Source organism: Streptomyces sp. M-16 (genome assembly GCF_052114405.1).
In the GTDB taxonomy this organism is placed as follows: domain Bacteria; phylum Actinomycetota; class Actinomycetes; order Streptomycetales; family Streptomycetaceae; genus Streptomyces.
In genome coordinates, this window is record NZ_JBFRER010000118.1 from 1 (window position 1) to 24,159 (window position 24,159).

At 74.8% G+C, this 24,159-nt stretch carries 24 protein-coding genes; 15 read left to right on the forward strand and 9 right to left on the reverse strand.

What is annotated here, in order from left to right; all coding sequences use genetic code 11:
* The 4 genes from AB4039_RS34595 to AB4039_RS34610 all read left to right on the forward strand — a co-directional run.
* Positions 1 to 1,267 (forward strand): MFS transporter (locus AB4039_RS34595; RefSeq protein ID WP_442272613.1); only part of this gene is annotated, 1,267 nt, incomplete at its 5' end.
* 39 nt (positions 1,268 to 1,306) lie between these two features.
* Positions 1,307 to 2,221 (forward strand): PhzF family phenazine biosynthesis protein, encoded by a 915-nt coding sequence (locus AB4039_RS34600; protein ID WP_442272614.1) that lies wholly within the window; start codon positions 1,307 to 1,309, stop codon positions 2,219 to 2,221.
* A gap of 87 nt (positions 2,222 to 2,308) precedes the next feature.
* A complete protein-coding gene (locus AB4039_RS34605) occupies positions 2,309 to 3,571 on the forward strand; it encodes a phosphodiester glycosidase family protein (protein WP_442272615.1) in 1,263 nt (420 codons plus the stop codon).
* Positions 3,572 to 3,685: 114 nt separating this feature from the next.
* Positions 3,686 to 4,162: a hypothetical protein gene (locus AB4039_RS34610; RefSeq protein ID WP_266846213.1), complete on the forward strand. Its 477-nt coding sequence runs from the start codon at positions 3,686 to 3,688 to the stop codon at positions 4,160 to 4,162.
* 33 nt (positions 4,163 to 4,195) lie between these two features.
* Here AB4039_RS34610 and AB4039_RS34615 read toward each other — a convergent pair whose 3' ends face one another.
* Positions 4,196 to 4,822, reverse strand: coding sequence for a TetR/AcrR family transcriptional regulator (locus tag AB4039_RS34615; protein ID WP_442272616.1), 627 nt, complete (start codon positions 4,820 to 4,822; stop codon positions 4,196 to 4,198).
* 88 nt (positions 4,823 to 4,910) lie between these two features.
* On the opposite strand from AB4039_RS34615, the gene AB4039_RS34620 reads away from it, so the two are divergent.
* The gene (locus AB4039_RS34620) at positions 4,911 to 5,423 is read left to right on the forward strand and encodes a cupin domain-containing protein (RefSeq protein WP_266846215.1); all 513 of its coding nucleotides are present in this window, start codon (positions 4,911 to 4,913) and stop codon (positions 5,421 to 5,423) included.
* Between the two features lie 22 nt (positions 5,424 to 5,445).
* Here the strand turns inward: AB4039_RS34620 and AB4039_RS34625 are convergent, their stop codons facing one another.
* The 3 genes from AB4039_RS34625 to AB4039_RS34635 all read right to left on the reverse strand — a co-directional run bounded on the left by AB4039_RS34625 (position 5,446) and on the right by AB4039_RS34635 (position 8,457).
* Positions 5,446 to 6,954, reverse strand: coding sequence for a glutamate synthase subunit beta (locus tag AB4039_RS34625; protein ID WP_442272617.1), 1,509 nt, complete (start codon positions 6,952 to 6,954; stop codon positions 5,446 to 5,448).
* A gap of 181 nt (positions 6,955 to 7,135) precedes the next feature.
* Positions 7,136 to 7,789, reverse strand: coding sequence for a M15 family metallopeptidase (locus AB4039_RS34630; RefSeq protein ID WP_266846217.1), 654 nt, complete (start codon positions 7,787 to 7,789; stop codon positions 7,136 to 7,138).
* A gap of 119 nt (positions 7,790 to 7,908) precedes the next feature.
* Positions 7,909 to 8,457 carry a hypothetical protein gene (locus AB4039_RS34635; protein ID WP_442272618.1) on the reverse strand — a complete coding sequence of 183 codons (549 nt, stop codon included), beginning with the start codon at positions 8,455 to 8,457 and terminating at the stop codon, positions 7,909 to 7,911.
* Positions 8,458 to 8,725: 268 nt separating this feature from the next.
* Here AB4039_RS34635 and AB4039_RS34640 point away from each other — a divergent pair, with 268 nt between their 5' ends.
* Positions 8,726 to 9,157, forward strand: coding sequence for a VOC family protein (locus AB4039_RS34640; protein WP_266846219.1), 432 nt, complete (start codon positions 8,726 to 8,728; stop codon positions 9,155 to 9,157).
* Between the two features lie 130 nt (positions 9,158 to 9,287).
* Here AB4039_RS34640 and AB4039_RS34645 read toward each other — a convergent pair whose 3' ends face one another.
* A complete protein-coding gene (locus AB4039_RS34645; protein WP_266846220.1) occupies positions 9,288 to 10,397 on the reverse strand; it encodes a mechanosensitive ion channel family protein in 1,110 nt (369 codons plus the stop codon).
* 309 nt (positions 10,398 to 10,706) lie between these two features.
* Between AB4039_RS34645 and AB4039_RS34650 the strand changes: the two genes are divergently transcribed.
* The 3 genes from AB4039_RS34650 to AB4039_RS34660 all read left to right on the forward strand — a co-directional run bounded on the left by AB4039_RS34650 (position 10,707) and on the right by AB4039_RS34660 (position 16,187).
* A complete protein-coding gene (locus AB4039_RS34650) occupies positions 10,707 to 14,309 on the forward strand; it encodes a hypothetical protein (protein ID WP_442272619.1) in 3,603 nt (1,200 codons plus the stop codon).
* Positions 14,310 to 14,425: 116 nt separating this feature from the next.
* Positions 14,426 to 15,493: an NAD(P)-dependent oxidoreductase gene (locus tag AB4039_RS34655; RefSeq protein ID WP_442272620.1), complete on the forward strand. Its 1,068-nt coding sequence runs from the start codon at positions 14,426 to 14,428 to the stop codon at positions 15,491 to 15,493.
* Positions 15,494 to 15,575: 82 nt separating this feature from the next.
* Entirely contained in the window at positions 15,576 to 16,187 is a 612-nt protein-coding gene (locus AB4039_RS34660) for a nucleoside/nucleotide kinase family protein (RefSeq protein WP_266846223.1), read from the forward strand.
* Between the two features lie 51 nt (positions 16,188 to 16,238).
* Here the strand turns inward: AB4039_RS34660 and AB4039_RS34665 are convergent, their stop codons facing one another.
* The gene (locus tag AB4039_RS34665; protein ID WP_266846224.1) at positions 16,239 to 16,787 is read right to left on the reverse strand and encodes a DUF4232 domain-containing protein; all 549 of its coding nucleotides are present in this window, start codon (positions 16,785 to 16,787) and stop codon (positions 16,239 to 16,241) included.
* Positions 16,788 to 16,981: 194 nt separating this feature from the next.
* Positions 16,982 to 17,719, reverse strand: a complete 738-nt coding sequence (locus AB4039_RS34670; RefSeq protein WP_266846225.1) for a ribonuclease H family protein — start codon at positions 17,717 to 17,719, stop codon at positions 16,982 to 16,984.
* 149 nt (positions 17,720 to 17,868) lie between these two features.
* Here AB4039_RS34670 and AB4039_RS34675 point away from each other — a divergent pair, with 149 nt between their 5' ends.
* Complete coding sequence (locus AB4039_RS34675) at positions 17,869 to 18,036, forward strand: hypothetical protein (RefSeq protein ID WP_266846226.1); 168 nt, start codon at positions 17,869 to 17,871, stop codon at positions 18,034 to 18,036.
* 114 nt (positions 18,037 to 18,150) lie between these two features.
* Positions 18,151 to 18,867, forward strand: a complete 717-nt coding sequence (locus AB4039_RS34680) for a hypothetical protein (protein ID WP_442272621.1) — start codon at positions 18,151 to 18,153, stop codon at positions 18,865 to 18,867.
* Positions 18,868 to 18,912: 45 nt separating this feature from the next.
* Here the strand turns inward: AB4039_RS34680 and AB4039_RS34685 are convergent, their stop codons facing one another.
* Complete coding sequence (locus AB4039_RS34685) at positions 18,913 to 19,167, reverse strand: hypothetical protein (RefSeq protein ID WP_266847407.1); 255 nt, start codon at positions 19,165 to 19,167, stop codon at positions 18,913 to 18,915.
* 197 nt (positions 19,168 to 19,364) lie between these two features.
* On the opposite strand from AB4039_RS34685, the gene AB4039_RS34690 reads away from it, so the two are divergent.
* On the forward strand, positions 19,365 to 19,790 hold the full coding sequence (locus tag AB4039_RS34690; RefSeq protein ID WP_266847406.1) for a ribonuclease domain-containing protein: 426 nt from the start codon (positions 19,365 to 19,367) through the stop codon (positions 19,788 to 19,790).
* An 81-nt stretch (positions 19,791 to 19,871) separates the two neighbouring features.
* On the opposite strand, the gene AB4039_RS34695 is transcribed toward AB4039_RS34690, so the two are convergent.
* Positions 19,872 to 20,243: a VOC family protein gene (locus AB4039_RS34695; protein ID WP_266847404.1), complete on the reverse strand. Its 372-nt coding sequence runs from the start codon at positions 20,241 to 20,243 to the stop codon at positions 19,872 to 19,874.
* A 235-nt stretch (positions 20,244 to 20,478) separates the two neighbouring features.
* Here AB4039_RS34695 and AB4039_RS34700 point away from each other — a divergent pair, with 235 nt between their 5' ends.
* The 3 genes from AB4039_RS34700 to AB4039_RS34710 all read left to right on the forward strand — a co-directional run bounded on the left by AB4039_RS34700 (position 20,479) and on the right by AB4039_RS34710 (position 24,087).
* The gene (locus AB4039_RS34700; RefSeq protein ID WP_266847403.1) at positions 20,479 to 21,522 is read left to right on the forward strand and encodes a LacI family DNA-binding transcriptional regulator; all 1,044 of its coding nucleotides are present in this window, start codon (positions 20,479 to 20,481) and stop codon (positions 21,520 to 21,522) included.
* 217 nt (positions 21,523 to 21,739) lie between these two features.
* The gene (locus AB4039_RS34705) at positions 21,740 to 23,089 is read left to right on the forward strand and encodes an extracellular solute-binding protein (RefSeq protein WP_266847401.1); all 1,350 of its coding nucleotides are present in this window, start codon (positions 21,740 to 21,742) and stop codon (positions 23,087 to 23,089) included.
* Between the two features lie 50 nt (positions 23,090 to 23,139).
* Positions 23,140 to 24,087, forward strand: coding sequence for a carbohydrate ABC transporter permease (locus tag AB4039_RS34710; RefSeq protein ID WP_266847400.1), 948 nt, complete (start codon positions 23,140 to 23,142; stop codon positions 24,085 to 24,087).
* The last annotated feature ends 72 nt before the right edge of the window (positions 24,088 to 24,159 follow it).

The window sequence follows — 24,159 nt, forward strand, 5'->3', positions numbered from 1 at the left end:
CCGCCGCGCCGGTCCGGCCCTCGGCTCCGGCTTTCGCCCGCTGTGGATCGCCGACACCGTGAGCCAGTGCGGATCCGCCRTGACCCTGCTCGCGCTGCCCCTCGTGGCCATCGGCACCCTCGACGCCACACCGTTCGAGGTCGGCCTGCTCGTCGTGTCCGAGTACCTCGCCTTCCTGCTCATCGGCCTGCCCGCCGGTGCCTGGGTGGACCGGCTGCCGCTGCGCCCCGTGATGGTCGCGGGCGACCTCGGCCGCGCCGCCCTGCTCCTCTCCGTCCCGGTCGCGGCGTGGTGGGACGCGCTGACGCTCGCTCAGCTGTACGCCGTCGCCTTCGGGATGTCGGTGTGCACGGTCTTCTTCGACGTGGCCGCCCAGAGCGCACTGCCGCGCCTGGTGGGCGGGGCCGGGCTGGTGCGGGCGAACGTCCGCCTCGAAGCGAGCCGCAACATCACCCAGGTCGGGGGCCCCGGCCTGGCCGGAGCGCTCGTCGGCGCACTCACCGCGCCCTTCGCCCTCGCCGCCGACGCCCTCAGCTACGGCGTCTCGGCGCTGTTCCTCTCGCGCGTGCGCCCCGTCGGCCGGCGGGACGGGGAGCGGCCCGGCACGACACTGCGCGCCGAGATCGCGGAAGGACTCCGCTTCGTCTTCCGCAACCCGGCCCTGCGGGCCCTCACCCTCGCCGCCGCCGTCTCCAACCTGTGCGGGACCGTCGGCGCCTCCATGCTCCTGGTGCTGCTCGCCGGGGACCTCGGACTGCCCCCGCTGCTCTGCGGCGCGGTGTTCACCGCCGAAGCCGTGGGCGGCCTGATCGGCAGCCTGCTCACCGGCCGGATCGCCGCCCGGTGGGGCCAGGGACGCGCGATGTGCGCGTCGGTGGTCGTCAGCGGGCTGCTGTGGGTGCTCGCGCTGCCCTTCTACCGGGCCGACTGGCGGTTCGCCGTGGCCGTAGCCCTCCAGGGGCTGGGGTGGACCGCCTTCATGACCTTCAAGGTGACCTCGGTCGCCTACCGGCAGCGGCTGTGCCCCGAACCGCTCCTGGGCCGGATGACCGCGACGTTCCGCTTCGTGGTCTGGGGGTCCATGCCGGTCGGCGCGCTCGTCGGAGGGCTGCTGGGCCAGCACTTCGGAGCCCGGCCGGCCCTGTGGACCGGGGCGCTGGGCGAACTCCTGGCCGTACTTCCCCTCCTCCTCTCGCCGCTGCGCACGGCCCGCGAACTGCCGTCCGGCGCGCAACGGTCCGACCCCGCGCCCGCCGCGCGCCCCTGACCCGCCCCGACCCCGCCCGCATCCCCCAGGGAGCACCTCGTGCGCTACACCCACGTCGACGTCTTCACCAGCCGCCCCTACAGCGGCAACAGCCTCGCGGTCTTCCCCGAGGCCCACGGCCTCACCGGGGACCGGATGCTGAGCATCACCAGGGAACTGCGCCACTTCGAATCGGTCTTCCTGACACGGGACCCGGCGCGCCCGCGCACCCACCGGGCCCGGGTCTTCGACCTCACGGGGGAGCTCGACTTCGCGGGGCACCCCCTGCTCGGCGCCGCGGGCGTGCTCCACGACCTGCACGCGCCCGACGCCGCGGACGGCGGTCCAGCGGACGGCGGTCCCGCGGACCGTGTCACGTGGACCCTGCGGCTGCGCTCCCGCACGGTGGAGGCCGTCATCCGGCGCAGCGGACCGCGCCGTTACGAGGGCACCCTGGACCAGGGTCCCGCCGAGTTCACCCGCCGCCCGTACGGCACGGACGGGGCCGCCCGGGCCGCCATCGCCTCCTGGTTCTCCCTCGACGCCGGCGACCTCGACCCGCGGCTGCCGCCGGAGACGGTGTCCACCGGCCTGCGCTACCTGGTCGTTCCCGTACGGGGTGACGCGCTGGCCCGGGCCCGCGTCGCCACCCCGCTCGACGCGCCCCTGGCCCGCCTGGGGGCCGCGTACGCGTACCTCCTCGACGTCACCGCGATGGAAGGGAGGCACTGGACCAACGACGGCCTCCTGGAGGACACGGCCACCGGCAGCGGAGCGGGCTGCGCGGCGGCGTACCTGCGCCGCCACGGCCGGCTCGGCGACGGGGAGCGGGCCGTGCTGCGGCAGGGACGTTTCACCGGCCGGCCGAGCGAGATGACCATCAGCGCGCACGGTCACGGGACGGACCTGCGCACGGTGAAGGTCGGCGGCGGCGTCGTCATCGTCGGCGAGGGGCGGCTCGCCGCACTCCCCTGACCCCGCGCCGGCACACGTCGGTGTGATCCGGGCCCGAACCCGGCGGGTCTGCGGGCCTGCTCACGGACCATCACCCACGATGACGCGATGAAGAGGTTCCCCCGCCTCGCCGCCGTCGCGGTCCTGGCCGCAGTCAGTCTCGCCGCCGTCCCGGCCCGGCCGGCGGCGGCCCGCCCGGAGACCGCCCGCCCTCAGACCGCCCGCCCGGCAGCACCCGGGCCGGAGGCGACCCGCCCCGAGCATCCGGCGCCCGGCGTGACCTACCGGGAGTTCACCGTCCCCACCTCGCACGGCAGCGCCCGCCTCCATCTCGTCCAAGTCGACCTGCGTACGCCCGGAGTACGGGCCGACCTGCTGTACCCCGGCTCCGTCAGCGGCCGGGCCCCGGTGTCGCAGATGGCCCGGCGGCAGGGAGCCGTGGCCGCGGTGAACGGGGACTTCTTCCACATGGTGGAGAGCCAGCACCCCGGGATCGCCGCCACCGGCTCCCCGTCCGGCCCGGAAGTGAAGGACGGCCGCGCGCTCAAGGCCGCCGTACCCGAAGGGCAGCGCTACGGCTGGAAGCCCCCGGCGGGTGACAGCGCCCGGGACGTGGTCGGCGTCGGCACCGACGGCAAGGCGCGCAGCGGCCGGCTGAAGCTGGTCGGCCGCGTGGAGACCCCCACGGGGCGGCTCGCCCTGGGCGGGTACAACCAGTACGCCCTGCCGGTCGGTTCCGTCGGCCTGTTCACCTCGCACTGGGGCTCCGCGTCCCGGGCGCGGGCGGTGTGCGGCACCGACAGGAGCCGCGCGGCGCCCTGCTCGGAAGAGGTCTACGAGGTCACCGTCCGCCGGGGCGAGGTGGTCTCCGGATCCGACACCCCCGGCAGCGGGCCCGTCGACGCCGACACCCAGATCCTGTTGGGCCGGGAGGCGGGCGCGGACGCGCTCCGCACCCTGGTCCCGGGCACGCGCGTCCGGATCGCCTACGACCTGGACTCCGGCCCCGGAGTCCCGTTCCGCTTCGCGCTGGGCGCGCACACCGTGCTGCGCGAGCACCGGCCGTTGCCGGGCCTGGACGCGCGGACGGCGGAGCCCCGTTCGGCGGTGGGCGTCGGCGAGGGCGGAGACGCGCTGTTCCTGCTGGTCACCGACGGACGGGAGGGCACCTCCACCGGCCTGACCGTGCGTGAACTCGCCGACGTGCTGCGCTCCCTCGGCTGCGTAGAGGGCCTCTACATGGATGGCGGCGCCTCCTCCACCCTCGCCGTCCGCGACCCCGCGACCGGGAAGGTCGCCGTCCGCAACCACCTCCAGCAGGGCCAGGAACGGCGCGTGCCGAACGGCATCGCGATCACCACCGGGAAGTGAACCCCCCGGCCGGGGGGCCCGGTGGGACGGGGGAGGCGGGCCGGTGCGAGACTGGTCGGCCGGAACGGCGGAGAGAGGACGGGCGGGATCGTGCGACGGGGGCGAGGACGCTGGGTGCCTGCGGTACTGGTCATGGTGGCGGCGACGGCCTGTGGCCACCCCCTCCAGGATCTGGGGCCGTTGCCCCCGCGGTACTCGGGCCCGCCGCTGGCCGCGGACGAGGCGGTGGCCGATCTGACGGCGGCGATGGCCGAGGAGGGGGTGACGGTGCGCAGGATGCCGCAGAACACGAGCCCGATCGAGTGCCACGAGACCCTGGGCGCCGAGTACCCCTCGGCGACGGCGGACGCGGCGCTGCGGGCCGGGTTCGCCCGCGCCCGCTCCGGCCACGGCTGGAAGGACTCCCGGAGCCCCGTGGAGGGGATGCTCAGCCTCCGCAAGGCCAACTGGACCGCGACCAGCGAGCTCACCGGCTCCGCCGCGGCGGAGTTCCCCACCGCGCAGGTCGTCATCACCCTGCTCTGTGACGGCGCCCACTCGAAGTCCCAGGCCCCCGCGACCCCTTCGGCGGAGCCCCCGACCGCAGACTGAGGCCCGCCTTCCGCGCTCCGGCCGGGCCCCGCCTCAGCCGGAGCCGGAGCCGGAGCCGTCGCCGTCGGGATCCGTCGGTCCGCCCCCGCGCGGGCGCAGGCCGTCGAAGGCGAGGTCGAGGAAGCGGTTCCAGTCCCCGCTCCCCGTCCGGATGATCGCGGACAGCCCGCCGACGAGCATGTACACATCGGCGACGGTGAGGTCCTCCCGGAGCGTGCCGGCGGCGCGCCCCTGGTCGATCAGGGCCGAGACGGCGTCCTCCAGGTGCGCGAGGGTCTCCCCTCCGGGCGCCGAGGAGCCCAGGGCGGCCGCGACGGAGGCCGTCAGGCCCCGGCCCTCGGCGAGGATCCCCCCGACGTGGCGCAGGTACCGGGCCAGCCCCCGGCCCGCCTCCGGCTCGCGCAGGCAGTCGGTCAGGGCGAGCCGGATGATCTCGGCGAACCGCTGTTCCGCCGCCGCCTCCACGAGGGCCTGCTTGGAGGGGAAGTGTCGGTACAGGGTGCCGATGCCGACCCCGGCGGCCCGGGCCACCTCCGGCATCTGGACCTCCTCGCCGTGCTCCTCGAACAGGTCGCGGGCGGCGGCCAGCACGAGGGCGCGGTTGCGCTCCGCGTCGGCGCGCGGCCTGCGGCCGCCGCCCGGTGTCGGGGGCGTTGACAATCCGACCACTCCTCCACGTACATTGGACCCGTCAATAACCGGAATCGGATTCCGGTTCACATTGTGCCATGCGAGGAGGGCCCGCGTCATGCAACGACAAGACACACCGGAGCCGGTCACGTCCGAACGGGGGGCGTCCGGAGCGGACCGTTTCCTCCTGCTGGGGCCCGGCGCCGCCCGTCCGGGCCGCGTACCGCTGCCCCCGGCCTTCGCCGTCAAGGCCACGACGGCCGACACCGAGGGGCGGCTGTCGCTGCTGGAGGTGACCGTCGCGAAGGACATCCCGCGGCACACCCACCACCAGGCCGACGAGTGCGTCTACGTACTCGACGGAACCCTCGACGTCGAGTTCGACGACCGGACCCACTCGGCGCCCCGGGGCACCTTCGTCCTGCTGCCCCGGGGCGTCCCGCACGCCCTGCGCCGCGCCTCCGACCCGCCCCCGCGCGTGCTGCAGATCTCCTCGCCCGGCGGCTGGGAGTGCTTCGTCGAGGACCTGATCGAGGCGGGCCCCGCCGTGCTCACCGACGGGGAACTGGATCCCGTGAAGATCAACCCCATCGCCGCCCGGCACCACATCCACTACGAGGCCCGGCCCTGAGCACCGACGGGTCCCGAGGGGCCTACAGGTCCCCGTACCGCATCCGTCCCAGGGCCGTCATGGGCTGGTCGTGCGCGGCCACCGGTGCGGGCAGGGCCGTGGAGCCGGTCAGGTAGCGGTCCACCGCCGAGGCCGCCGACCGGCCCTCGGCGATGGCCCACACCACCAGCGACTGGCCCCGGCCCGCGTCCCCGGCGACGAAGACCCCCGGGGCCCGTCCGCCGCCGGCGGCGAAGCCCGCGTCCCGGGCGAAGTTCCCGCGCTCGTCGAACTCCAGCCCCAGCTGCTCGCTCAGTCCGCCCGCCCGCTCGGGACCGGAGAATCCCAGAGCCAGCAGGACGAGCCCGGCCGGGACCACGCGCTCGGTCCCCGTCAGGGGCCGCCGCGCCTCGGGCTCGACGGCGGTCAGGCGCAGCGCCCGTACCCGGCCGTCGGCGTCCCCGTCGAACCGCAGGGTGGCGCAGGAGAAGAGCCGGGGGTCGCTGCCCGCCTGCCCGCGGGCCTCTTCATGGGCGTGGGAGATCCGGTACACCTTCGGGTACACCGGCCACGGCTCGCCGTCGCGGCGGGCGGGCCCCGGTTCCGGGTTGATGTCGAGCTGGACCACCGAGAGCGCTCCCTGCCGCAGGGCCGTACCGAGACAGTCCGAGCCGGTGTCCCCACCGCCGACGATCACGACGTGGGCACCGTCCGYCGTCACCGGGGACACCGCGCAGTCGCCCTCGCGCACCCGGTTGGCGCAGGTCAGGTAGTCCATCGCCTGGTGTATGCCGAGCAGCGCGCGCCCCGGGACCGGCAGCTCCCTGCGCTCCCCGGCGCCGACCGCCACGACGAGGGCGTCGTAGTGCCCGCGCAGCTCGTCCGCCCGTTCGGCGCCGCCGACGTCCGCCCCGGTCACGAACGCGGTCCCCTCGGCCCGCATCTGTTCGATCCGGCGGTCGAGGTGGGCCTTCTCCATCTTGAACTCGGGGATGCCGTAGCGGAGCAGGCCCCCGATCCGGTCGGCCCGCTCGTGGACGACGACCCGGTGTCCGGCCCGGGTCAGCTGCTGCGCCGCGGCGAGCCCCGCCGGCCCGGAGCCGATCACGCCCACGGACTTCCCGCCGTGCCGCTCCGGCGGGCGGGGGGTCATGTAGCCGCGCCGCAGGCCCTCGTCGGCGATCGTCTGCTCGACGTTCTTGATGGTCACCGGATCGGCGTTGATCGTCAGGACGCAGGCGTCCTCGCAGGGCGCCGGGCAGAGCCGGCCGGTGAACTCCGGGAAGTTGTTCGTGGCGTGCAGCCGCTCGTACGCGGCGCTCCAGTCCGCGTGCGCCGCGTAGGCGTTCCACTCGGGGATGAGGTTCCCCAGGGGGCAGCCGGTGTGGCAGAAGGGGATGCCGCAGTCCATGCAGCGGTCGGCCTGCTCGCGGACGAGCGGCAGCAGCGCCTGGCCCGCGTACACCTCGCGCCAGTCCCCGAGCCGCTCCTCGACGGGCCGCGCCGCGACGGCCTTGCGGGGGATCCTGAGGAAGCCGAACGGATCGGTCACGCGTCGCCTCCCTGGCCCACGTGCGAGCGGGTACGAGGCGCGGTACGGCGCGCATGACGCGCGCCGTATGCAACCTTTCGACCAGATTACGCCGTCCGGGCGATTTTAAGCCCGGTCGGGACAGTAGCGACCGACACGCGGGGTTACGGCCGCTCCGCCCGGACCGGAGCCCGCCGGCGGCCTACGCCGGCCCGTGGGGGCCGTAGGGGGCCGAGACGGCGCCCGTGGCCAGGGCCCAGTAGCGGTCTCCGTACGACCAGTGCCACCACTCCGTCGGGTAGTTCACCAGGCCCGCGTCCGACAGGGCGGTCCCGAGGGTCGCGCGGTGGGCTCGGGCGGCCGCCGTGATGCCGGGGGCGTCCGTGTAGCAGGCGCCCCCGCTCTCCTCCGGGCTCGCGTTCATCCGGGTACCGAGATCGAGTTCCCGTCCGTCGGCGTCGGCGAGGGTCAGGTCCACCGCCGCGCCGGCGCTGTGGGGGGCGATGCCGGGCGGGGAGACGTAGCGGCTCGCGGCGGTGTGGACCCGCTCGGGGGACCAGTCGGGGTGTTCCGCCCCCAGGGTGGCGGCGTACTCCTCGAAGTACCGGCGCTGGAGCGCGGGGGGCCGGTACCCCTCGACGAACAGCAGCCGGGTTCCCGCGGGCAGGGCGCGCTGCGCCGCGAGGAGGCGGTCGAGGACGCCCTCGCGGAGCCGGGCGAAGGCCCCGGCGGGGTCCTGCTTGCGGGAATCGACCAGTAAGGAACCCCCGGCGCGCACGTCCACGAGCCGTTCGCCGCACTCGGCCACGGGGACGGCCGCGACCCTGGGGTCGGACATCAGGATGATCTCGTTCATGGGCCGATCATCTCCCGGGCCGCGGCGGAGCCCGTGGCGGATCCCCCGGGCGAGCGGGCCGCTCTGAGGGGTCCTCACCCCGGCGGCGGTCCGGATTCGGACCGCCGCCGGGGCCGGGCTCAGTAGCCCCAGCGCGGCTGGCCGCCGTCCTGCCGGCAGTGGATCATGCGGCCGTTCCCGGCGTGCGTGGAGCGTCCCACGTCCGCCTTGCGGCAGTACTGGCCCGCGTTGTAGCAGTTGCCCGCGTTGGAGACGATCTCGCAGTCGGCCTTCGCGGGCTCCTCCGGCGCCGTGGTCGGCGCCTTGGCCGTCGGCTTCGGCGCGGGCTGGGTGGCGGCCCGGGTCGGGGCGGGGGCCGCGGGGGCCTTGGCGTCCGGGCCGGCGGTGGTGGCGGACGCGCTCGGCGGGGCCGTCGCCGTCGCCGTCATCGACGGCGTCGGTGTCGGCGTCGGGGAAGCGCTGGGGGAGGGGGTCGTCGTCGGGGACGCCGAGGCGGGGGCCGGCGGCCGCACGGCGGGACCGCTTCCCTCCGCAGGTCCGCAGGCGACGGCGACGCCCGCCGCCAGCAGGCCGACGAACGCGAGACGGATCCGCCCCGCCCGCCGCCCCGGCCCGCGGCCGTCCGCCGTCGCCTTCGCTCTGTTCCGGTCGTCGTTCGCGCTGTACATCCGTGCCCCCACCTGAAGTTGCTCGTCTGGATTTGGTTAAAGGAGCAACATCATAGGAACGGACATCCGGTTCTGTGGGGGTCTCCACCCAATCGTGACCACCGGCGTTCCTCCCCTCCCGCTTCGTCCCTCCCGCTTCGTCCCTCCCGCTTCTCCCGTCCCGTGCAAGGGCGTTGCGGGGTGCGGGTCCGCCGCCCGCTGCGCGAGGCTGGACCGGACGTGGCCCCGGCGACAGCGCCGGCCGACACCCGCGCGTGAGGAGATCCCCGTGAACTGGACGCTGGAAGTGGTTACGGTCCCCGTGACCGACCTGGACCGGGCGAAGGAGTTCTACGCCGACAAGGCCGGCTTCACCGTCGACCTCGACAGTGAGGTGGCGCCCGGGGTGCGCGTCATCCAGCTCACCCCGCCGGGCTCCCGCTGTTCGATCGCCATGCTCCAGGGCATGCCCGCTGCCCCCGGCACGAAGGCGATGGCTCCGGGCACGCTCCAGGGCCTGCAGCTCTGCGTCACGGACATCGAGGCGGCCCGGGCGGAGCTCGTGGCCCGGGGCGTGGACGTCTCCCCGGTCCGCCACATCGGCGCGACGGGCTGGGCCGACGGCAAGGGGGAGACCTGGAACTCCTTCATGTCGTTCGAGGACCCGGACGGCAACGGCTGGACCGTCCAGGAGGCGCCCTCGGAGCTGTCGCAGCGCTGAACCGCGTCCCGGGCCGCGCCCCCGTACCGGGCACCGCACCACCCCGACCCCGCGACGGGCGCCGGCCCCGGGGGAGTACCCCCGCGGCCGGCGCCGTGCCTCACCGCGGGCGTCGCCGCGGCCGCCACGGCTACAGGTCCGCCAGGAGCGCGTCCGACGGGGCGTCGCGCTGGTGCGGGAGCGAGGGCGGCCCGGAGGGCGCCACCAGGGGGCCGTCCTGGCGGAGCGAGACCGTCCGCGCGGGGGCGGGGATCGAGATGCCCTCGGCCCGGTACCGCTGGTGCAGGCGCTTGATGAACTCGTGCTTGATCCGGTACTGGTCGCTGAACTCGCCCACGCCCAGGATCACGGTGAAGTTGATCCGGGAGTCGGCGAACGTGTGGAAGCGCACCGCCGCCTCGTGGTCGGGGACGCCACCGGTGATGTCGGCCATCACGCTGTCCACGACGTCGAGCGTGATCGCCTCGACCTGCTCCAGGTCGCTCTCGTAGCCCACCCCGACCTGCACGAGGATCGACAGCTTCTGCTCGGGCTGCGTGTAGTTGGTCATGTTGGTCCGCGCCAGGCGCCCGTTGGGGATGATCACCAGGTTGTTCGACAGGTTGCGCACCACGCTGTTGCGCCAGTTGATGTCGACGACGTACCCCTCCTCCCCGCTGCTGAGCCGGATGTAGTCACCCGGCTGGACCGTCTTCGAGGCGAGGATGTGGACGCCGGCGAAGAGGTTGGCGAGGGTGTCCTGCAGTGCGAGGGCGACCGCGAGACCGCCGACGCCGAGGGCGGTGACCAGCGGGGCGATGGAGACCCCGACGGTTTCGAGGGCCACGAGCACGCCCATCGTCAGCACCACGATCCGCGTGATGTTCACGAAGATGGACGCGGAGGCGGCGACCCCCGTCCGGGACTGCGCCACGGACTGCACGAGACCCGCGATGACCCGGGCCGCGGTGACCGTGGCGATGAGGATGAGCACGGCGGTCAGGGACTGGTTCGCCAGCCCCCCGATCCGGGCGGTGAGAGGCAGCGCCGACACCGCCACGGCCACGCCCGCGATGACCGTGGCCCACGGCGCGAGGGTGCGCAGCGAGTCGACGATCAGGTCGTCCCCGGTCCACTTCGTCCGGAGGGCGTGCTTGGCCAGCCACTTCAGCAGGGCGCGCACCAGCAGCCCCGCCACGCAGCCCGAGGCCAGGGCGATGGCGGCGACCACCCAGTCGTGCAGGACGAGGTCACGGGTCAACGGACGTCCTCCGGGCCTCGCGCGTCCGGGGCCGACGCCGGGGACGGGACCGGGGCGAAGGCGAGGAGCGCCGCCGCCGCTCGCCGTATGTGTTGTGTCGTCACGATGTCACCTGTCAGGTCGTGTTGCGTGCCGACCCCGTTCGCAAGGGTGTGCGCATCCGGGGCGAGCTGCCATCCTCCCTCATGGAACCGAAGACTCCGCAGGTGGGCCGGGCACACGTCCGCCATGCCGCCCCGGCTCTCCCGTCACCCGCCGCCGGCCGTCGGCGGACACCGGTTGTCGGACCCCCGCCCTAGCATGGCGATCATGAGCCACTCGCAGAACAGTTCGACCGCCGACGTGGTGCGGGGCCTCCTCGCGCCCTCCGCCGCGACCGCCCCCGAGACCGTGCCTGCGGACGGCGCCGCACTCCGGGTGGTCGAGGAGGCACGCCCCGCACGCACCGTCGGCGCGGGCGTCGCCGCCGCCGGCGGGGCGGACGGCGAAACCGCGGCCCGTCTGCGGGAGCTGGTACGCGGTCACCTCGCGGGCCGTCCCGACCGGTGGCTCGCCCTCCGCGACGCACTGGCCACGCACCGGGGCACCCTGCCCGCCCTGCTGGCCGACGTACCCGATCCCGCACCGGCGGCCGGCCCCGGCGCGGTCCGCAGGCCCGCGCCCGGCAGCGTCGACGTCACCCTGGAGCTGCTCCTGGAGCACGCCGGGCCCGAGGAAGCGGCAGCCGTGCTGGCCGCCCTGCCCGACCGGACGGTCGAGGCGCTGCTCTCCGGCGGTTCGCTCCCGGGCCCCGGCCTCGTCGCCGCCGTCACCGAACACGGGGACACCCGGACCCGTACCGCCCTCGCCCGCCACAGCCGGATCGACTCCCGGGTCCTCGCCCGGTTGCTCGGCACGGGCGACTCCCGCGTCGGCGCGGCCGTCTACCGCAACCCGCGCTGCACCCAGTCCCTGCGCCGCACCCTCGCACACCGCCTCGACCGGATCCCGATGGACGCGGACCTGCGGGCCGAACTGACCGACCCCGCCGAGCATCCGCCGGCCACCTGGCTCACGCCCCTGCTCGGCTCCGGTGACCCGCAGCTGACCGCCCGCGCCCTGCTGCTCCACACCGGGCGGGGCGCCGTTCAGCGGTACGCCCTCGTCCGCGTGTGGGAATGCGCCGGACCCGCGGCGGTACGCACCATCCTCGACGAGCCGGCCATCGCGCGGAGCCTGAGCATGCCCGTCGTCGCGGTCGTCGAAAAGGCGCTCGCGGCCGAAGCCCGATCCAACGACGGCGCCGCGCTGCGAAGCCTGCGCGAGGGGTGCGAGCCCTACGGGGACCCCGCACGGCTCCCGGCCCTGCTCGCCACCGCCCGCGGAACCAGCACCCTGCGCGACCTGCTCGCCGAACCGTACGCCCACGACCTGACGGCCTTGGCCGAGGCTCACGCGGCCACGCCGTTCATGCCCAAGGCGTGCGAGGAGCTGGCCCGCCACGAGGACGCGAGCGACGAGCAGCGCCTCGCGTTCCGCCTGAGCGTCCTCAACGAGCCCTGGCGCGCGGGCGGCCGCCGGGCGGGGAACACGCACCCGCCCGAGCTCCGGCTCGCCCGGGAACCCCTGGACGACCACGCCGCACTCTGGGCGGAGGGCATGGTCACCGCCGGGCTGCTGGACCCGGTCGAACTGGTCCGCACCGCCCGCCCCGCGGAGCACGCGCTCAGGGCGCTGACCCGGCTGGCCGGCCGGGGGCGGCTCGGCGACACCGCCCCGGCGGCCCTCCGCGAGCTGGCCCAGGCCCACCTCGGCGAGCGCCCCGAGGCCTGGACCGCCCTGGACACCCTCCTGCCGGACCACCAGGGCACCCTCCAGACCCTGATCACCGAGGCGGGCGGCACACCGGCCGCCGCTCCCGCGCCGGAGGGCCGCCCGCAGGCCCCGGCCGGTACCGGTACCGGGCCGGAGCCCGGGACCGCCCGCCCCGCGGCCCCCGGCTTCGAGCCACCCGCGGTTCCGGCGCGGCGGGAGGAGCGGGCCGCGCTCGCGGCCCTCGATCTGCTGCGCTCCCTCGCCGCGGCCCCCGACGAGGTCCCGGATCCCGCCGACCCCGGCGTGCTCCGCTTCCTGGCGCACCACCTGCAGGACGAGGCCCCCGGTCTCACCACCCCCCAATGGCTCGTCCGCGCCTGCGCGGTCCAGGGCGTCGAGTCGCCCCACGACGGCTCCTGGCCCACCGCGCCCGGCCTCGCCGAGGTCCGTGCGGCGCTCCCCGAAAGCTGGGCCTCCACCGCCGCACCCATCGAAATGGCCTACACCCAGGGCCTCCTCCCGGCCGGGGAACTCCCCGGCCTCCTGCCGGCCCGCCGCCTGCTCAGCCTCCCGTCCGACTGGCGCCGCTTCGCCTTCGCCGCAGCCTGGCGGGCCGCGGTCGGGCGCCTGCTGCGTTCGGCCCTCGGCACCGACCCCGACGCCTGGCTGCGGCTGGCCGAGACCGCGTCGGCCGCCGCCGGTTGTGCCGATCCCCGGTCGGCCGGCGGACCCACGTGGGCGGAGCTGCTGGAACTCTCCGCCGGACCGGCCGACGCCCTCACGGAGAACCCCGCGTACCGGCCGCTGGAGGACCCGGCGCGCTCCACCCCCCGCCCCACCACCCCGGAGGAGGCGGTCCGCCTCGTGGGAGTGGGCAACCACCGCTGGACCTGGCCGATCGGCACCCTGCTCTGCCTGGCCGACGCCGACACCGTCGACGCGGTCCTGCCCCGACTCGGCCCCGATGGTCCCTGGCTGCTCGCCGCGTACCTGACGCGCCACGATCGGACCCCCCATACCGCTTTCGCCCGGCTGCTGGCCGGACGCGATCCGCACGCCCTGCGCGTCCTCGCCGCCCGCACACGCCGACTGGAGGCCGGCGCGGACGTACTGCTCGCCGACCTCGACGACCCGGAAGTGGACCTCACCCTCCTGCGCTACGGCAGCACCACTACGACGGGCCGCCGCATCGTTGCCCGCTCCCGCCCCCACGGCACGCCGGGCGTGGGGACCGTCTCGGTCGGCGCGCTCGCGCTGGCCGACGCACGGAAGGACCCGTCCGGACGGCTGGTCGGAGGCGCCCTCTGGCTGCACTCGGCCGAACCGGACCTGATCGAGGAGGTCTTCGCCAGGGAGGGGCGCGACCTGACCCTCCTCCAGCAGGTCCTCGGCTGTCTGAACCTGCTCGAACACGGCGGCGCCGACCGGCTCGCCGCCCTGGTCCGACGCGATCTCCTCGGCCGGGCGGCGGCCACCCTGTGCGCGAAGGCGCTGGCGTCCGCGGACCCGGCAGCCGTGCTCAGGGCCCGAGCCGCCCGGGAACTCGCCCCGGAGAAGTTCATCACGCGGCTGCGGCGCGACCGTCCCGCCTGGCAGGCCCCGGGCGGGGCGGCCACCGTGCCCGGCGGCATCGACTGGGAGGCCGTGGAGGCCGCCCACATCGAGGAGCCGCTGCCCCACTGGGGATGGGTCGTCAACAGCCCCGCCGCCCCGGCCGGCCTGCGCCTGCGCAACGCCGCCCTGGTACGGGAACCGGGCCCGGACGGCCTGCCCGACGGCGCGGAACTCACCCGGGCCCGTGCCCGGTACGGGCTGGGCGGGCTGTTCCACTGCCCGCTGCCGAACCAGCTCGACGGACTGCTCGCCTCCGGCATGCTCACCGGCACCGACCTGCTGCACGTGGCGGCCCCGGCGGCGCTGATGCTGGCCTACCTGAGCGGCGCGGCCCGACGTACGGACGCCCCGGAGCAGGCGCACGCCGCCCTGAAGGTCCTCACCGGCCTCGTGGCCACCCGCCTCGGCAGCGACCCGGAGGCCTGGCGGCGCGTCACCGACCGGCTCACGGGCCGGGACCCGGCGTGGGAGCCCCTGTCACCGGTGGCCGCCCTGCTGACCTGAGCCGGAGCGAAGTCCCGTGCCGTCGGGGCGGAGCCCGAGCCCGTACGGCCGACGGCCGCTCCCGCCCACGGCGAGCGGCCGTCGTAGGGTACGCGGACGGGGAAGGGGAGACACACATGGACAAGGCTCGGATCCTGCTGCTCGACGCGGCTCCCGGCGAGCTGATGGCGCGCGAGCTCGACCGCCTGCTCGGCCACGGGCTGGCGGTCACGCTGAACCTCCGCAGGGTCACCGACCGCACGGGGACCCGGGACGTCTGGGGCGACCGGGTGGAGTTCACCGACTTCGACGCTTTCGACGAGTCCGCCCTGACCGCCGCGGCCGTCCGCGGGGGAGAGGGCCACGACGCGCTCAAGTCCCGCGCCGGCGTGCCCTTGCGCGCCGGGTTCCTCGCCGCGGCCACCGATCCGGCCCTGGTCCGCCCGCTGCGCGTGATCGGGCGGGCCGGGGCGGGCACCGATCACGTCGAGCTGGCCGCCGCCGCCCGTCACGGCGTCACGGTCACCCACACCCCCGGCTCCAACGCGGGCGCCGTCGCCGAGTTCGCGCTGGCCCAGCTCCTCGCCCTGACCCGCGACCTGCCGGCCCACAACACGAGCGCCCACCTGGGTGTCTGGCGCGCCCCGGCGGCTCCGGCCGTGCAGTTGTCGGAGCTGACCCTGGGCATCGTCGGCCTGGGCCGCATCGGCTCGGCGCTGGCCGCGCGCGCGGTGGCCCTGGGCATGGACGTCCAGGGCCTGTCCCGACAGCACCGGGCCGGGCCACCGGCCCGCCCGGTCCGCTCCCTCACGGCCCTGCTCACGACCAGCGACGTGGTCTCCCTGCACCTGCCGCTCACGGCGGCGACCAGGGGGTTGATCGGGCGGGCGGAGCTGGCGCTGATGCGCCCCGGCTCGATCCTGCTGAACACCGCCCGCGGCGGGATCGTGGACGAACAGGCCCAGGCCCTGGCCGACGCCCTGCGCGACCCCGGGCATCCCCTGGCGGCCGCCGCGGTCGACACCTTCGCCCACGAGCACGCGGCCTTCGAGTCCCCCCTGTTCGGCCTGCCGAACGCCCTGCTGACCCCGCACGTCGCCGGGATGACCCGGAGCGCCATGAGCACCGCGGCCCTGCACTGTGCGGACCACATCGCGGCCCTCCTCGGCGACCGCCCGGACGGCATCCCCGTGGTGAGAGCGTGACCGTGTGACGCGGCAGGCCCAGGAGCCACGGCTCCCGCTCCGGCGCTCCCCACCACCCGGGCCGCGGTGGCACGATACGCGGATGGAGTGGGCGGAACTGGAAGAGCGTGCCCGGGCCCTGGCGGCCGCGGGCGGACGACGGATCCTCGGCATCGCGGGACCGCCGGGGGCGGGCAAGTCGACCCTGGCCGCGCGGCTCGCGCGGGCGCTGGGCCCCGAACGGGCCGTCGTCGTACCGATGGACGGGTACCACCTCGCCCAGGCCGAGCTGGTCCGGCTGGGGCGCGCGGACCGCAAGGGGGCGCCGGACACCTTCGACGCGGCCGGATACCGGGCCCTGCTCGGGCGGCTGCGCGCGGCGGCCCCCGAGGTGGTCTACGCCCCGGCCTTCGACCGCGCGCTGGAGGAACCCGTCGCCGGCAGCATCGCGGTGCCTCCCGGGGTACCGCTGGTGATCACCGAGGGCAACTACCTGCTGTACGAGGCGGGGGAGTGGGCGGGGCTGCGCCCCCTGCTGGACGAGACCTGGTACCTGGCTCCCGACGACGGCCTGCGCGTACGCCGCCTCGTCGCCCGCCACGTGCTGCACGGCAGGAGCGAGGCGGACGCGGCCCGGTGGGTCTCCCGTTCGGACGAGGCCAACGCCCGGCTGATCGAGGCCGGCCGCCACCGAGCCGACCTGGTGGTGGACTGACCCACCCGGTGGGGCGGTCCCGGGCCGGGGCCCAGGACCCGCCCGGCGACGTCAGCGGAACGCCGTGGCGCGCACGCTGTTGCCGCACAGGGCGAAGTCGCCGCCGTCGTCCGGCGCCAGCTGGATGCCCCCTCCCGCGACACCCACCACGATCGTGGGTGCGACCATCGGCTTCCCGCCCGAAGCGCAGTAGCCGTCGGCCTCTCCGAGCACCGGGGTGAAGGTCAGCTGGGTCGTGGCCGTGCCGCCCACCGGCAACTGCACGGTGCGGGCCTGGCCTTGGCGGACGACGCTCAGCCCCTTGTTGCTGCCGGGCGAGCCCAGGCCCGCGAGGCCCACGGTCGGGAAGCCCTTCAGCGTGCACGGCTTGGAGCCCGTGTTGGTGACGGTCACCCGTACCCCGTTGGACCCCACCCGTTGCGCGCTGCCGGCCGTGAGCTGCGCGCTGGTGCAGGCCGCGGCCGGGGCCCGAGCACCCGTCGAGGCCTCGGGCGCGGCCGTCGCCGTACCGGTGCCGGCCAGCAGACCCGCGGTGAGCAGGCTCGTCGCGAGCAACGCGAGCGGGGCCCTGGCCGCGCCGCTTCTTCTGGTGCCCTTCATGCGCGCTCCACCCCCCGACAGGGGGCGCCGGGATCCGGCCACCCCGTTCGATGTCGGTTCGACCCCGTTCCACTATCCCACGGGGGATCTGCCGGGGCTCCCGGACCGTGGGAGGGCCCTCCGCGAGGCGGCGTACGGACGCCACGACGGCCGCGCCGCGGGCGGACGGGGCGCTCCCGGGGCCCGCCGCCGCCTCAGTCCTCCGATCCGGCGCAGTCGGGGTGGCCCCAGCGCGAGGCCAGCTTGACGATCGTGTCCCCGGCGGCGTACGGCTGCCCGCACGGGCAGCTCCCTGGGAACTTCGCCTTGACGGAGGCCCGCCCCCGGGCCGCGCCGCCCCCGGTACGGGGGGCCGACGCGCCCTTCGCCGCGCCGGAGGGGGCCCGGCGGGCCGATCCGCCGCGCGCCGGGGCGCTGCGGGCCGGGGTGCTGCGCGCGGGGGCCGGGACCGGCAGGTCCGCGTTGCCGAGGGCGGTACCGGCGGCCTGCTGGGTGACCGCGGCGTCGCTGGCCGCCTGGTCGGCGATGGCGTTGAGGTGGTCACCGTCCTCGCGGTGCGCGGGAACGTAGCGGAATTCCACGTCCCGCTCGCCCAGCAGCCCGTCGATGCGTTCGACGAGCTCCCGGTTGGCCACCGGCTTTCCGGCCGCGGTCTTCCACCCGTTGCGCTTCCACGCGGGGAGCCACTGCGTCACCGCCTTCATGGCGTACTGCGAGTCCATCCGCACCTCGACGGCGGTTCCGGGCGCGAGCGCCTCCAACAGCCGCTGCAATGCGGTGAGTTCACCGACGTTGTTGGTGGCCCGGCCCAGTGGGCCGGCCTCCCAGCGCTCCGGGCGCCCCTGGGCGTCCGCGACGACCCACGCCCATCCGGCCGGCCCGGGATTCCCCTTGGCCGCCCCGTCGCAGGCGGCAATGATGCGATCAGACATGCCCCGATCATGCCCCACGCGCGCAGCGGCCCCGGCGGCGGTACGGGTGAGGGGCGTACGCGCGTTTCCTCACCCGACGTGTTTACCGGGCGTGAATTTGGTGACACGAAGTAGTGGCACGTCATCAAAATGCGACGAAAGGCAGGAACATGTCCCTGTTCGCCGTTCTCATCATCGGTCTGGTCGTCGTGGTCATCGCCCTGATCGCCGCCGGCCCCGACATCCCGGCGAGGCACAACCCCTCCGTCCGTCGCATCCGCACCCGCCTGACCACCGTCCCCGCGCCCCGTGGGAGCCGGCGCCGCACCCAGTACTGAACCGTCCTCGCGAGGGCCGCGCCGTGCCGGGCCGCGCGGCCGCTCGACCGTCACACTGGGCGCACCGCGCACCGCGCGGGGCGCCCCTGCGAGTGACGAGGAGGACGGGGACCGATGCCGCGAACCCGCGCCGAGGCACACACCCTGCACTCCCGCCACCAGCGCCGCGGCGAGGCGAGGTGGCCCGCCGTGCTGGCGACGCTCACCGCGATGGCCCTGTACCTGGTCCTGCCGCAGCAGCTGCTGATCACCCCGCGGTACCTGGTGCCCGCCCTGGAAATGCTGCTCCTGCTCCCGCTCATCGCCATCAACCCGAGACGGCTGACCCGCCAGACCGGCACCTTCCGCGTCCTGTCCCTCGCGCTGGTCCTGGTCATCGTCGCCAGCAACCTCGTGGCGCTGGGCATCCTCGTCCACGAGCTGATCCACGCCCAGGTCGCCGACGGGCGCTCCCTGCTGGTGGCGGCGTTCCAGGTCTGGCTCACCAACGTCATCGCCTTCGGGCTCGCCTTCTGGGAGATGGACCGCGGCGGCCCGGTCAACCGCACCCAACTCCCGCGCGAGGAGCTGCCGCTGGCGGACTTCCGGTTCTCCCAGGACGAGAACGACGACGCCGTCGGTGAGGTCGCCGCCGGTGCGAGCGGGGCCTCCGACTGGGTCCCCGCCCTGGTCGACTACCTCTACGTGTCCCTCACGAACTCCACGGCCTTCAGCCCGACCGACACCATGCCGCTGTCCCCCCGCGCGAAGCTCCTGATGGCCGTCCAGTGCGTCGCGGCCCTGCTGACCTCCCTCCTCGTCATCGCCCGGGCCGTGAGCATCCTGCACTGACCGCGCGCGAACGGCGGAACGGGCGCGCGCCGGCCACGGCCGCGGCTAAGGGAGGTCCGCAGGCGGCGGCCCGGTCTCGGCCTCGTACTGGTGCGGGGGGTCCCCCTGCCACTCGATCACCCGCGCGTCGCCGAGGACCAGCTCGTCCGGATCGGGGACCTCGATCCGCCGCAGGAACTCGATCACGTCGGAATCCGCGTGGGCGACCCCCAGGGCGGTCTCGTGGCCCTGGACCCGGATCGTCACCCGCCGGCCACCCGACGGCGCGATCCTGTGCACGACGATCGGCGCATGCTCCATGGCCCCAGCCTGCCCGAGACCCGCCACCCGGGCATCCCGGGGGGCCGCCGCGCGGGCCCCGGGCCGCACCCCGGGTGGCGCACGGGTTACGGCCCGGGGGCGCCTGCGTTCCGGTAGATGCCTTTGTCGTGAACAGGCAAGAAAATCACCGTAGTTGGCGTTGACGACCGCGGCTCTACGCGCGTCATCATGGCGATATGAGAATCCCCCCGCGCCTCGTCGCCCTCGCCGGCGTCGCAGCCGTTGCCGCCACCCTCATCGCGGGACCCGTCGCCGCCGCGGCTCCCGTTTCCCCCGCCACCGCAGCCACCGCCGCCTCCTCCGTATCGGTGAAGGCGGTGGGCCGGATCTGTTACTCCGCGCTGCCCTCCCAGGCGCACGACACCCTCGACCTCATAGACCAGGGCGGACCGTTCCCGTACTCCCAGGACGGCGTCGTCTTCCAGAACCGTGAGGGCCTGCTGCCCGGTCACAGCACGGGCTACTACCACGAGTACACCGTCATCACCCCCGGCTCGCCCACGCGCGGCGCCCGCCGGATCATCACCGGGCAGCAGTGGGAGGAGGACTACTACACCGCCGACCACTACGCCTCCTTCCGCCGGGTCGACTTCGCCTGCTGATCCCGACTTCCTCCCCCACCCAGGCCGCCGTACCGCCCCACACGGGGCGGGACGGCGGCCGTCGTCCGTGCGGCGCGGCCGCTACGACGGCTGGAGGACGGAGAGGATGTTGCCCGCGGGATCGGTGAACCAGGCGATGAGCGGGCCCCCCTGGCGGACGACCCCCTTCTCGTCCTGCTCGAAGCCGGGGTACCGCTCGAAACGGATGCCGCGTCCGGTCAGCTCGTCGACGGCCGCGTCGATGTCCTCGACGGGGAAGTTGAGCAGGGTGAAACCGGCCGGAGCGTGGTCGTCCTTCGGGTAGACGAGGATCTCCGCGCCACCCGCGATGTGGAGGGTGAGCAGGCCGTGCTCCTCGGTCACCCGCAGGCCGAGGGTCTCGCCGTAGAACTCCTTCGCCCGCTGGATGTCGTCCACTGCGAAACCGCTGAACGCCCTGGTGTCGCTGAACACGCGCCGTCCTCCCGTATGCGTCCCGACGGCCTTCAGCCGACGGCCGACTGCCAAGAGTGCCGACCCGGCCGCGCGGGTGCGGCGCGTCCGCACCGGCGCGCGCCGCCGATTCCCCCGAAAGCACGAGCCCGGACCGTTCTCACGGGAGCGCTCTCCGGGCCGGAGGACACCGGATACCCTGCAGATCCCGACGCAGCCGCTCCGCTGCCGACCCGCGACAGGAATGGAGCCCGCCGTGCCCGAGCAGCCCACCGGACACCGACCCACTCTGGAAGCCGTCGCGGCGCACGCCGGGGTGTCCCGGGCGACGGTCTCGCGTGTGGTCAACGGCGGGGCGGGGGTGCGGCAGACCGTCGCGGACAAGGTGCGCGAAGCCGTGGCCGAGCTGGGCTACGTACCCAACCCGGCGGCCCGAACCCTCGTCACCCGGCGCACCGGGGCCGTGGCGGTCATCATCGCCGAGCCGGAGGTCCGCATCTTCTCCGACCCCTACTTCTCCCAGCAGGTCCGCGGCATCAGCAAGGAACTCACAGCCCACGACACCCAGTTGGTGCTCCTGCTGGTGGAAGGGCCGGAGGATCACGAGCGGATCGCCCGGTACCTGGCCGGCGGCCACGTCGACGGGGCGCTCGCCTTCTCCCTGCACACCGACGACCCGCTCCCCGCGATCGCGGCCCGCATCGGGCTGCCCACGGTGTACGGAGGCCGACCCGCGTGGACCCCGGCCCCGGGCGGACCCGCCGGGGTGACGTACGTCGACGCCGACAACCGGGGCGGGGCGCGGCTGGCCGTACGCCACCTCACCGACACCGGCCGCACCCGCATCGCGCACATCGCCGGCCCGGACGACATGACCTCGGCGACCGACCGCCTGGACGGCTACCGGGACGCCCTGCCGCCCGGCTGCCCGCCGATGGTGGCCGAAGGCGACTTCACGGTGGAGGGCGGGGCGCGGGCGATGGCGGACCTGCTGGAGCGGCATCCGCGACTCGACGCCGTCTTCGCCGCCAGCGACCAGATGGCGGTCGGTGCGCTGCGCGTCCTGCGGGAGCGGGGCCGGCGGGTACCGCAGGACGTCGCCCTGGTCGGCTTCGACGACATGCGGTCGGTGGCCGAGTGCGCCGATCCGCCGCTGACCACCGTCCACCAGGACATCGAGGGCATGGGCCGGATGATGGCCCGGCTGCTGCTGGGCGCCCTGGACCGGGACCGCGGGGGGATCCTCACCCCGACCTCCCTGATCACCCCGACCGGGCTGGTGCGCCGCGACTCGGCCTGACCGGGCGCGGGAGGCGTCCCCCGCTTCCGGCCGTCAACCACGCCTGCCCGCACAGCCGTTACGCGTTCAGGTCTTGACGGGAAGATCCGGGCGGGGCACTCTCCAGACGCAGCGCTTGAGAGCGCTCTCAGCCGTGTACGGCGAAGCCACCGTGCACGTCGAAGCCACCGTGCACGTCGAAGCCACCGTGTACGCCGAAGCCAAGGGGAGATCAGCCATGCCCACAGCCCGAGCCGCCACCACCACCGGCGTCCCCGCCGGCACCACCCCCGCCAGAACCCGGAGCCTCGCCCTCCGACTCGGCGCGGTCGCCCTCGCCGGTGCCCTGCTGGCCGCCTGCGGATCCGGCGCGGAACCGGAGGGCGCCGCCGCGGGCGCCGGGGGCAAGGTCACCGTCACCGTCGACCTCTTCGGCTCGTTCGGCTACAAGGAGGCCGGGCTCTACGCGGAGTACGAGAAGCTCCATCCGGAGGTCACGGTCAAGCAGACGGACACCGAGGACGAACAGGACTACTGGAAGTCCCTGCAGACCCGGCTCGCGGGCGGGGGAGGCCTCGCCGACGTACAGGGCATCGAGGTCGGCCGGATCGCCGCGGTGACCCAGCAGCAGTCGGACAGGTTCGAGGACCTCACCGCCTACGGGGCGGGCGCGCTGCGGAACTCCTTCGCCGACGCCAAGTGGTCGGCGGCCACCACCAAGGACGGCAAGGTGCTGGGCCTGGGCACCGACGTGGGACCCGAGGCCATGTGCTACCGCCGCGACCTGTTCGAGAAGGCCGGACTGCCCACCGGACGCGAGGAACTCGCCGCCAAGTGGTCCACCTGGGACGGGTACCTGGAGCTGGGCCGGCGCTACCGCGACCACGCCCCCGACAAGAGCGCCTGGCTGGACAGCGTGGGCAGCCTCTACGCCGTCATGTCCGGACAGGCGAAGGAACGTTACTACGACGCCGCCGGCGCCCTGGTGTACGAGACCAACCCGGCCGTGAGGACGGCGTGGGACACCTCCGTGCGCGCCGCACAGGACGGACTGAGCGCCAAGCTCGACCAGTGGTCCCCGCCGTGGAACCAGGCCTTCGCCGCCGGTTCCTTCGCCACCCTCCCGTGCCCCGCCTGGATGCTCGGCTACATCAAGGGCCAGGCGGGCGACGCCGGTGCGGGCAAGTGGGACATCGCCGCGCTGCCGGGCGGCGCCGGGAACTGGGGCGGTTCCTACCTCGCGGTCCCGCGCGCCGCGAAGCACAAGAAGGAGGCATACGCGCTCATCCAGTGGCTCACCGCCCCCGAACAGCAGGCCCGGCTCTTCGAGAAGCAGGGCTCCTTCCCCTCCTCCACCGGCGCGATCGCCAAGGTCGCCGACGTCAAGGACCCCTACTTCTCGCAGGCACCCACCGGCCGGATATTCGGCGACGCCGCCAAGGCCGCCCCCGTCCAGGTGCTCGGAGCCGCCGACAAGACCATCGCCGACCAGATCACGAACGCGCTGAGCGAGGTCGAGCGCAAGGGGACCGCCCCGGACAAGGCGTGGGAGACCGCCAAGAAGGGCGTGCGGAACGCCACCGGCTGACCGCCGCCGACCGCTCCCGCCCCCAGCCGTCGCCCCCGAAGGGCCCGCCGATGACCCGCCTCGCCCCATCGACCACCACCGGTACCGGACCCCCGCCCCCCGCCCGACGGGTCCGGCGCTCCCTGGCCCCGTACGCCTACGTCGCTCCGTTCTTCACCCTCTTCGCCGCCTTCGGCCTCTTCCCGCTCCTCTACACCGCCTACGTCTCCCTCTACCGCGTCGAACTCCAGACGCCCGGAGCGATGCAGTGGAGGGGCCTGGACAACTACGCGGCGCTCTTCTCCGACAGCTACTTCTGGACCGCGCTGCGCAACACCTTCACCATCGGGGTCCTCTCCACCGTCCCCCAGCTCGCCATGGCCCTCGGCCTCGCCCACCTGCTCAACCGCCGCCTGCGCGCCCGCACCTTCTTCCGTACCGCCGTCCTGCTCCCGTACGCCACCTCCGTCGCCGCCGCCACCCTCGTCTTCGCCCAGCTCTTCGGCCGCGACTTCGGCCTGGTCAACTACCTCCTCGGCCTCACCGGCATCGGCCCGGTGGACTGGCAGACCGGCACCGTCGCCTCCCAGCTCGCGGTCTCCTCGATCGTGGTGTGGCGCTGGACCGGCTACAACGCCCTGATCTACCTGGCCGGCATGCAGAGCATCCCGGTCGAGCTCTACGAGGCCGCCGAGCTGGACGGAGCCTCCGGCTGGCGGCAGTTCGTCCACGTCACCCTGCCCGGACTGCGCCCCACGATCGTCTTCACCGCCGTCGTCTCGACCATCGGCGCCACCCAGCTCTTCGGTGAACCGCTGCTCTTCGAGGGCTCCGTCTCGGGCGGCATCTCGCACCAGTACCAGACCCTCGGCCTCTACCTGTACGAACAGGGCTGGGGCTTCTTCCACCTGGGCCGCGCCGCCGCGATCGCCTGGGTGATGTTCCTCCTCATCCTGGTACTGGTGGGCGCCAACGCCCTCCTCGTACGGAGCCGTTCCCGCAAGGAGGCCGCCCGATGACCGCCGTCACAGCCCCACCCTCGCGCCGCGCGGCCGCCGGGCCCCCCGCCGCCCCCGTCCGCCGGCGCGGCC